6 protein-coding genes and 1 pseudogene are annotated in these 8936 nt (G+C 74.9%); 5 read left to right on the plus strand and 2 right to left on the minus strand.

The annotated features are described in order from the left end of the window. Together ACFV61_RS07770 and ACFV61_RS07775 are read right to left on the minus strand one after the other, a co-directional pair. Positions 1 to 248 (minus strand): annotated as a pseudogene (locus ACFV61_RS07770) (hypothetical protein); the annotation flags it as partial. 52 nt (positions 249 to 300) lie between these two features. Beyond that, positions 301 to 1599, minus strand: a complete 1299-nt coding sequence (locus tag ACFV61_RS07775; RefSeq protein ID WP_380490622.1) for an SWIM zinc finger family protein — start codon at positions 1597 to 1599, stop codon at positions 301 to 303. A gap of 150 nt (positions 1600 to 1749) precedes the next feature. On the opposite strand from ACFV61_RS07775, the gene ACFV61_RS07780 reads away from it, so the two are divergent. The 5 genes from ACFV61_RS07780 to sucD all read left to right on the plus strand — a co-directional run bounded on the left by ACFV61_RS07780 (position 1750) and on the right by sucD (position 8821). Then, positions 1750 to 2862 (plus strand): AAA family ATPase, encoded by a 1113-nt coding sequence (locus ACFV61_RS07780; RefSeq protein ID WP_363369253.1) that lies wholly within the window; start codon positions 1750 to 1752, stop codon positions 2860 to 2862. After that, the gene (locus ACFV61_RS07785) at positions 2859 to 5258 is read left to right on the plus strand and encodes a DUF5682 family protein (RefSeq protein ID WP_380490624.1); all 2400 of its coding nucleotides are present in this window, start codon (positions 2859 to 2861) and stop codon (positions 5256 to 5258) included. The genes ACFV61_RS07780 and ACFV61_RS07785 overlap by 4 nt, the downstream gene beginning before the upstream one ends. 20 nt (positions 5259 to 5278) lie before the next feature. Next, a complete protein-coding gene (locus tag ACFV61_RS07790; protein WP_380490626.1) occupies positions 5279 to 6442 on the plus strand; it encodes a VWA domain-containing protein in 1164 nt (387 codons plus the stop codon). Positions 6443 to 6744: 302 nt separating this feature from the next. Further along, on the plus strand, positions 6745 to 7917 hold the full coding sequence (sucC, locus tag ACFV61_RS07795) for an ADP-forming succinate--CoA ligase subunit beta (RefSeq protein WP_063349020.1): 1173 nt from the start codon (positions 6745 to 6747) through the stop codon (positions 7915 to 7917). Between the two features lie 19 nt (positions 7918 to 7936). Beyond that, on the plus strand, positions 7937 to 8821 hold the full coding sequence (gene sucD / locus ACFV61_RS07800) for a succinate--CoA ligase subunit alpha (protein WP_063349021.1): 885 nt from the start codon (positions 7937 to 7939) through the stop codon (positions 8819 to 8821). Positions 8822 to 8936 lie beyond the last annotated feature (115 nt).

The raw sequence follows: 8936 nt of genomic DNA on the forward strand, positions 1-8936 counted from the left end.
GCCGCGGGCAGCTCGGGGCGCCCGTCCTCGGGCGCGGGCGGGCCGGGCGGTCCGGCGGCGGGGACGGGCAGGGCGCCGGCCCGGCGGCGGACGGTGGCGAGGGCGGCCAGCTCCAGCAGCGCGGTGGCCGGGTCGGCCTGGTCGACGGTGTCGGCGAGCGGCAGGGTGGTGGCCGGGAGCGGGCGGCGGTCGGTGCCGAGCAGGGCGGTGGTGTGCAGGGTCTCCCACGGGTCCTGGGTGATCGTCATCTTCGGTGCTCCTGAGGTGTGCTCGGGCGTGTCCTGATCCACAAGGCACGCCCTAGACGGTGGTGAGGCCGATCGGGCGGTCGTGGCCGGCCCAGGCCGTGACCGGGGCGAAGCCCTGGTGGCCGTACTCGCCGAAGACCGTCAGCGGGCGGCCGGTGGAGACCGCGGCCAGCCGCCACAGGGCCGCCTCCGGGAGGGCCGAGGTGCGGACGGGCAGGGTGTGGTGGCCGTCCGTCAGGTACCAGCCGTCCGGGGTGCGGACGGGCACGGCGCCGGTGAGGACGGTCGGCCAGCTGTCCAGCCACGGGTCGTCGGCGACGGCGGTGCCGTAGCCGGCGACCGCCTCGGCGACGGTGAGGCCGTCGGGCGGGCCGGCCGGGCCGGGCTCGGGGGCGCCGTAGCGGGTGCCGAGGGCGGCGCGCAGCGGGCGGGCGCCGGGGTGGAAGGCGAGGTCGGCCTCCAGCAGGTGGCCGGTGGGCAGGGCGAGGTCGGGGGCCTGGCCGGGGCGGCCGAAGGCGAGCAGCAGGGCGGGGCGGCCGGTCTTGGCGCCGCGCAGCCAGACCCGGCGGGTGGTGAGCCGCTCGTCGGCGGAGTCGCGGCTGCCGAGCACCTGCCAGCGGTCGCGCACGGTGGGGCCGGCCAGGATCTCGGCGGTGTCGGTGGGGTAGCCGACCCGGGTGCGGACGGTGGCGGCCAGTTCGGCCGGCAGTTCGTCGACGCGGGTGGCGGCGGTGGCGAGCAGGTGCAGCATCGCGTACTCCTCCAGGAGCCGGTCCTGCGGGGCGGCGTCGAGTTCGCGGACCCGGGTGGCCAGGCCGGGGGCCTGGGCGTCGACCATTCGGGCGGCGACCTCCTCCCAGGGCCCGGCGGTGGACTGGTTGGCCAGGCCGTGCCGGATCCGGTCGGCCAGGCGAAGCCGCAGCTCGGCCGCGCCGGCCGCCACCCGGGCACCGCGCCGCTCGGCCCGGCGGCGGGCGGCGGCCGGGTCGGCGGGGGGCGCGGCGCGCTTCTCGGCGCGCTCCTCGCGGGACGTGAGCCAGTCGGCCGCCCATGCGGCGGGTTCGGCGGCCGGGACGGCCTCCGGAGCGCCGCTCCACAGCAGGAGGAGCCCGAGCGCGTGCTTGCACGGGAACTTCCGGCTGGGGCAGCTGCACTGGTAGGCGGGCGTGGCGAGTTCGATCACGGTGCGGTACGGCGTGCTGCCGCTGCCCTTGCACTCGCCCCAGAGCGCGGTGCCGTCGGTGCCCGCCCCGGACCAGGGCGCGGGCGAGGAGAGCTTGCCGGCCGCCTTCTGCGACGCAGCGTCAGGTGCCAGGGACAGGACGTGTTCGGTGCTCCAGCGTTCCTCCATGCGACCGACGGTAGGCGGCGGCACTGACATCGGCTGACCGCCCGTCGGGAGCGCCCCGGGGTTTGTCAGTGCCGGGGTGCAGGGTGGTTCCCACAGGCCGGGACGCCGGCCCCAGCTCCCCCCGATCACCCTGCCGCCGAGGGCACCCGTGTGCCCGGCGGCCGACCCGAAGGAGCCCCCGTGACCGACGTTCTGCGGCAGCATGCCGAGGACGCCTTCGCCGGTGAACTGGCCGCGCTGGCCGCGCAGGACGACCGTCCGCGCCCGGAGCGCTGGAAGCTCTCGCCGTGGGCCGTGGCGACGTACCTGCTCGGCGGCGAACTGCCGGACGGCACCCCGATCACCCCCAAGTACATCGGCCCGCGCCGGGTGGTGGAGGTCGCCGTCACGACCCTGGCGACGGACCGCGCGCTGCTGCTGCTCGGCGTGCCCGGCACCGCGAAGACCTGGGTGTCCGAGCACCTGGCCGCGGCGGTCAGCGGCGACTCCACCCTGCTGGTGCAGGGCACCGCCGGCACCCCGGAGGAGGCCGTCCGGTACGGCTGGAACTACGCCCGGCTGCTCACCGACGGCCCGAGCCGGGACGCCCTGGTGCCCTCGCCGCTGATGCGGGCGATGGCGGACGGCAAGCTCGCCCGGATCGAGGAGCTGACCCGGATCCCGGCCGACGTGCAGGACAGCCTGATCACCATCCTGTCCGAGAAGACGCTGCCGGTGCCGGAGTTGGGCGGCGAGACGCAGGCGGTGCGCGGTTTCAACGTGATCGCCACCGCGAACGACCGCGACCGCGGCGTCAACGAGCTGTCCAGCGCGCTGCGCCGGCGGTTCAACACCGTCGTGCTGCCGCTGCCGGGCTCGCTGGAGGAGGAGGTCGACATCGTCACCCGCCGGGTGAACCAGCTCGGCCGCTCCCTGGAGCTGCCCGAACTGCCCGGCGGCGCCGAGGAGATCAGGCGGGTGGTCACCGTGTTCCGCGAGCTGCGGGCCGGGATCACGACGGACGGGCGGACGAAGGTCAAGAGCCCGAGCGGCACCCTCTCCACGGCGGAGGCGATCTCGGTGGTGGCCAACGGCCTCGCCCTGGCCACTCACTTCGGGGACGGCGTGCTGCGCGCCGGGGACGTGACGGCCGGCATCCTCGGCGCCGTCGTCCGGGACCCGGTGGCGGACCACGCGGTGTGGCGCGAGTACGTCGAAGGGGTGGTGCGCGAGCGCGACGGTTGGAAGGACTTCTACCGGGCCGCCCGCGAGGAGGTGCGATGACCGCGGACGTCGCACTGCTCGGCATCCGGCACCACGGCCCGGGCTCGGCCCGGGCGGTGGCCGCCGCGCTGGAGCGGTGGCGGCCGGACGCGGTGCTGATCGAGGGCCCGCCGGAGGCCGACGGCATCGTCCACCTCGCGGCCGGGAACGGCCTGGTGCCGCCGGTCGCGCTGCTGGCCCACGCGGTGGACGACCCGGCGAGGGCCGCGTTCTGGCCGTACGCCGAGTTCTCCCCGGAGTGGGTGGCGATCCGCTACGGCGTCGAGCGGGAGCTGCCGGTCCGCTTCATCGACCTGCCCGCCGGGTACGGCCTCGGCCCCGCCGCCGAGGCCGCCGAGGCGGGGGAGGCCGGGGAGCCGGGGGAGCCGGGGGAGCCCGCCGGGCCGGTCGCCGACCCGCTGGCGCTGCTCGCCGAGGCGGCCGGGTACGACGACCCGGAGCGCTGGTGGGAGGACGTGGTCGAGCACCGCGCGCCCGGTGCGGGCGGCGCGGACGACCCGGACGGACTGGCGCCGTTCGCCGCCGTCGCGGAGGCGATGGCGGCGCTGCGCGCGGAGGGCCTCGGCGAGTCCCGGCGGGACGAGCTGCGCGAGGCGTACATGCGCCAGCAGATCCGGGCCGCCCGCCGCGCCGGGCACCGCCGGATCGCCGTGGTGTGCGGGGCCTTCCATGTGCCCGCGCTGGCGGTGCTGCCGACGGTCGCGCACGACCGGGCGCTGCTCGCCGCACTGCCGCGGAAGGTGCGGACGGACATCACCTGGGTGCCGTGGACGCACCGCCGGCTCTCCCAGGCCACCGGCTACGGCGCGGGCGTGCAGTCACCGGGCTGGTACCACCACCTGTTCGGCACCGAGGGCGATCCGGTGCCGCGCTGGCTCACCCGGGCCGCCGAACTGCTGCGCGCCGAGGACCACCCGGTCTCCTCCGCCCACGTCATCGAGGCGGTCCGGCTCGCCCGCACGCTGGCGGTGCTGCGCGGCCGCCCGCTGGCCGGCCTGACCGAGACCCTGGACGCCGTCCGCGCGGTGCTCTGCGAGGGTTCGGACGTCGCCCTGGAGCTCGTCCGGGACCGCCTGGTGGTCGGCGACGCGCTCGGCGAAGTCCCGGACGCGGCACCGGCGGTGCCGCTCCAGCGGGACCTCACCCGCTGGCAGCGCACGCTGCGGCTCAAGCCCGAGGCCGCGCCGAAGGACCTCGACCTCGACCTGCGCAAGGACACCGACGCGGCTCGCTCGCGGCTGCTGCACCGGCTGCGGCTGCTGGGTGTCGACTGGGGCGTGCCGGCCCGCTCGGCGGTCAACTCGACCGGGACGTTCCGGGAGAGCTGGCGGCTGTGCTGGCAGCCCGAGTTCGCGGTCCGGATCGCCGAGGCCGCCCAGTGGGGCACCACGGTGGAGGAGGCGGCGACCGGCAAGGCCGTCGGCACCGCCCGCGCCGCCGTCGAACTCGCCGAGCTGACCGGCCTGGTGGAGACCTGCCTGCTGGCCGGGCTGGCCGGCGCGCTGCCCGCCGTGATGCGGGTGCTCGCCGACTGCGCCGCCCTGGACACCGACGTCGCGCACCTGGCCGGGGCGCTGCCCGCGCTGGTCCGGGCGCTGCGCTACGGCGACGTGCGCGGCACCGACCACGGCGCGCTCGGCGAGGTCGCCACCGGCCTGGCCGACCGGATCTGCGTCGGGCTGCCGCCCGCCTGCGTCGGGTTGGACGCCGAGGGGGCGGCGGCGATGCGCGGCCGGCTCGACGAGGTGCACGGCGCGATCGGCCTGCTCGGCCCGGCCGCCCGTCCGGAGCCGGACGCCCCGGACGAATCAGCGGGCCCGGGCACCCCGGCAGCCTCCCCGGGCCCGGACGGTTCCGAGGCCCTGGCCGACCGCTGGGCCGCCGCCCTGCGCTCGCTGGCCCGCCGCGAGCCGGCCGGCGGCCCGGCCACCGGCGCCCCCGGCCTGCTGCGCGGGCGCGCCGTCCGGCTGCTGCTGGACGACGGGCGGCTCGACTCCGAGGAGGCCGCCGGCCGGCTGCGGCTGGTCCTGTCCACCGCCAACGCCCCGGCGGACGCGGCCGGCTGGATCGAGGGCTTCCTCACCGGCGGCGGCGCCCTGCTGCTGCACGACCCGCGCCTGCTCGCCCTGCTCGACGAGTGGCTGACCGGCGTGCCCGGCGAGGTCTTCACCGACGTCCTGCCGCTGCTGCGCCGCACCTTCGCCGGGCTGGAGACGGGCGTCCGCAGCACCATCGGCGGCCGGGTCGCGGCCGGCCCGCTCGGCGAGGCCCCGGCGGCCCCGACCCCGGGCGGCACCCTCGACCCGGCCCGGGCCGACGCCGCCGTCCCGGTGGTGGCCCTGCTGCTCGGCGCCCGCCCCCGGATCCCCCGGCAGGCCGCCGGCCGCAACACCTGACACCCGTGAAGGAGGACCTGATGGCGACCACGACCGACGAACGGCTGCGCCGCTGGCGGCTGGTGCTCGGCGGCGAGGCCGACGGCACCGGCTGCGCCCTGCGCGGCCGGGACGCCGCGATGGACGGCGCGCTGGCCGCGCTCTACCGCGGCGCGCCCGAGGAGGGCGGCCGGGGGGCCCGCGGCGGCTGGCGCAGCGCCGGGCTGGGCGGCTCGGCCCCGCAGGTGGCGCGCTGGCTGGGCGACATCCGCGAGTACTTCCCGTCCACCGTCGTCCAGCTGATGCAGCAGGACGCGATCGCCCGGCTCGGCCTGGAGCGGCTGCTGCTGGAACCCGAGATGCTGGAGGCCGTCGAACCGGACGTGCACCTGGTCGGCACCCTGCTGTCGCTCAAGCACGCGCTGCCCGAGACCACCCGGGAGACCGCCCGGGCCGTGGTCGGCAAGGTGGTCGCCGATCTGGAGCGCCGGCTCGCCGACCGCACCAGGGCCACCCTGGGCGGCGCCCTCGACCGCAGCGCCAAGGTCAACCGGCCCCGCCACCGCGACATCGACTGGGACCGCACCATCCGGGCCAACCTGAAGAACTACCTGCCCGAGCACGGCACCGTCGTGCCCGAGCGGCTGGTCGGCTACGCCCGCGCCCAGCGCGCGGTGAAGAAGGACGTCATCCTCTGCATCGACCAGTCCGGCTCGATGGCCCCGTCGGTGGTGCACTCGGCGGTGTTCGGCGCGGTGCTCGCCTCGATGCGCACGCTGGACACCCGGCTGGTCGTCTTCGACACCTCGGTGGTCGACCTCACCGAACAGCTCACCGACCCGGTCGACGTCCTGTTCGCCACCCAGCTCGGCGGCGGCACCGACATCAACCGCGCGCTCGCCTACTGCCAGTCGAGGATCACCCGGCCGTCCGAGACCGTGGTGGTGCTGATCAGCGACCTCTACGAGGGCGGCATCCGGGACGGCATGCTCAAGCGCGTCGCCGCGATGAAGGCGGCCGGCGTCCAGTTCATCGCCCTGCTGGCGCTCTCCGACGAAGGTGCGCCCGCCTACGACCACGCCCACGCCGCCGCCCTGGCCGCCCTGGGGGCCCCGGCCTTCGCCTGCACCCCGGACGCCTTTCCGGAGATCATGGCCGCGGCGATCGAGAAGCGCCCGCTGCCGGTGCCTGACCAGGGAGTGTGAGGATTCACCCGGACGTGCGAACCGGCCGACCGGCGGACGGGGGGTGCGCCGACCGCCCCCGTAGGCTGTCTGTGACGGTTCTCACCACGGACGGGCAGGCCCCGGGCGAAACAGTCCCGTCGTACGGGGATAACCTGCCAGACGGACGTGACGCGCGTGTTGATTGACGTGTGCGCCCGTGGCTGTGTGGGCCGCAAGGCCGTACCTCTGCGTACCCGCACCGCCCCGACGACCCGCAGCGAAGATCCTGCCGTGGCACGCTCGTAGAGACACAATCCGCGACCACGAACAAGGACAAACACGTGGACCTGTTCGAGTACCAGGCGAGGGACCTCTTCGCCAAGCACGGTGTGCCCGTGCTTGACGGTGATGTGATCGAGACCGCCGCAGACGCTGCCGCCATCGCGGAGCGCTTCGGCGGCCGCGCCGTCGTCAAGGCTCAGGTGAAGGTGGGTGGCCGAGGCAAGGCCGGTGGCGTGAAGCTCGCCTCCGACCCGGCTGACGCCGTCGCCAAGGCCGAGGCGATCCTCGGCATGGACATCAAGGGCCACACCGTCCACAAGGTGATGCTGGCCCAGACCGCGGACATCAAGGACGAGTACTACGTCTCGTTCCTGCTGGACCGCACCAACCGCACCTTCCTGGCGATGGCCAGCGTCGAGGGCGGCGTGGAGATCGAGGTCGTCGCCGAGGAGAACCCCGACGCGCTCGCCAAGATCCCGGTCGACGCCAACGAGGGCTGCACCCCGGAGAAGGCCGCCGAGATCGTCGCCGCGGCGAAGTTCCCGGCCGAGATCGCCGACCAGGTTGCCGACGTCCTGCAGAAGCTGTGGAAGGTCTTCATCGCCGAGGACGCGCTCCTCGTCGAGGTCAACCCGCTGATCAAGTCCGGCGAGGGCAAGATCATCGCGCTTGACGGCAAGGTCTCGCTGGACGAGAACGCCGAGTTCCGCCAGCCCGAGCACGAGGCCCTGGAGGACAAGGCCGCGGCCAACCCGCTGGAGGCCGCCGCCAAGGCCAAGGGCCTGAACTACGTCAAGCTCGACGGCCAGGTCGGCATCATCGGCAACGGCGCGGGCCTCGTGATGAGCACCCTCGACGTGGTCGCCTACGCCGGTGAGAACCACGGCGGCGTCAAGCCCGCCAACTTCCTCGACATCGGCGGCGGCGCCTCCGCCGAGGTCATGGCGAACGGCCTGGAGATCATCCTGGGCGACCCCGACGTCAAGTCGGTGTTCGTCAACGTCTTCGGCGGCATCACCGCCTGTGACGCGGTCGCCAACGGCATCGTGCAGGCCCTCGCGCTCCTGGAGAGCAAGGGCGAGAACGTCACCAAGCCGCTGGTCGTCCGTCTGGACGGCAACAACGCGGAGCTGGGTCGCAAGATCCTCGACGACGCCAACCACCCGCTGGTCCAGCGCGTGGACACCATGGACGGCGCCGCTGACCGCGCCGCCGAGCTGGCCAACAAGTAAGGAAGGGGACTTTCACACCATGGCTATCTTCCTTACCAAGGACAGCAAGGTCATCGTCCAGGGCATGACCGGCTCCGAGGGCATGAAGCACACCCGCCGCATGCTCGCCTCCGGCACCCAGATCGTCGGCGGTGTCAACCCGCGCAAGGCCGGCACCACGGTCGACGTCGACGGCACCGAGGTGCCCGTCTTCGGCGGCGTCGCCGAGGCCATGGAGAAGACCGGTGCCGATGTCACCGTCATCTTCGTGCCGCCGAAGTTCACCAAGGACGCCGTCGTCGAGGCCATCGACGCCGAGATCGGCCTGGCCGTCGTCATCACCGAGGGCGTTCCGGTGCACGACACCGCCGCCTTCTGGGCGTACGCCGGTTCGAAGGGCAACAAGACCCGGATCATCGGCCCGAACTGCCCCGGCCTGATCAGCCCCGGACAGTCGAACGCCGGCATCATCCCGGCCGACATCACCACCTCCGGCAAGATCGGTCTGGTCTCGAAGTCGGGCACCCTGACCTACCAGCTCATGTACGAGCTGCGGGACATCGGCTTCTCCTCGGCCGTGGGCATCGGCGGTGACCCGGTCATCGGCACCACCCACATCGACGCCCTCAAGGCGTTCCAGGAGGACCCGGAGACCGAGCTCATCGTCATGATCGGTGAGATCGGCGGCGACGCCGAGGAGCGTGCCGCGGCCTACATCGCCGAGCACGTCACCAAGCCGGTCGTCGGCTACGTCGCGGGCTTCACCGCCCCCGAGGGCAAGACCATGGGCCACGCCGGCGCCATCGTCTCCGGCTCCTCGGGCACCGCCCAGGCGAAGAAGGAGGCCCTCGAGGCCGCCGGTGTCAAGGTCGGCAAGACGCCGTCCGAGACCGCCCGCCTGGCGCGCGAGATCATCGCCGGCTGACGTCGGTCGACTGCGCAGCGAGCGCCCCCGGCCGGCGGCGGTGTCGGGGGCCGCCGCCCTCTCAGGTCCGGGCGCACGAGCGGCGCCCGCGGCGGGGCCGCGCCGCAGGGTCGCA

The sequence above is a fragment of the Kitasatospora sp. NPDC059817 genome, from assembly GCF_042731835.1.
In the GTDB taxonomy this organism is placed as follows: Bacteria; Actinomycetota; Actinomycetes; order Streptomycetales; family Streptomycetaceae; genus Kitasatospora.

What these genes read in the sequence shown, in the direction of transcription:
- ACFV61_RS07775 (WP_380490622.1), bottom strand. Translation starts at nt 1,599, where the DNA reads ATGGAGGAACGCTGGAGCACCGAACACGTCCTGTCCCTGGCACCTGAC.
- ACFV61_RS07785 (WP_380490624.1), top strand. Translation starts at nt 2,859, where the DNA reads ATGACCGCGGACGTCGCACTGCTCGGCATCCGGCACCACGGCCCGGGC.
- ACFV61_RS07790 (WP_380490626.1), top strand. Translation starts at nt 5,279, where the DNA reads ATGGCGACCACGACCGACGAACGGCTGCGCCGCTGGCGGCTGGTGCTC.
- sucD (WP_063349021.1), top strand. Translation starts at nt 7,937, where the DNA reads ATGGCTATCTTCCTTACCAAGGACAGCAAGGTCATCGTCCAGGGCATG.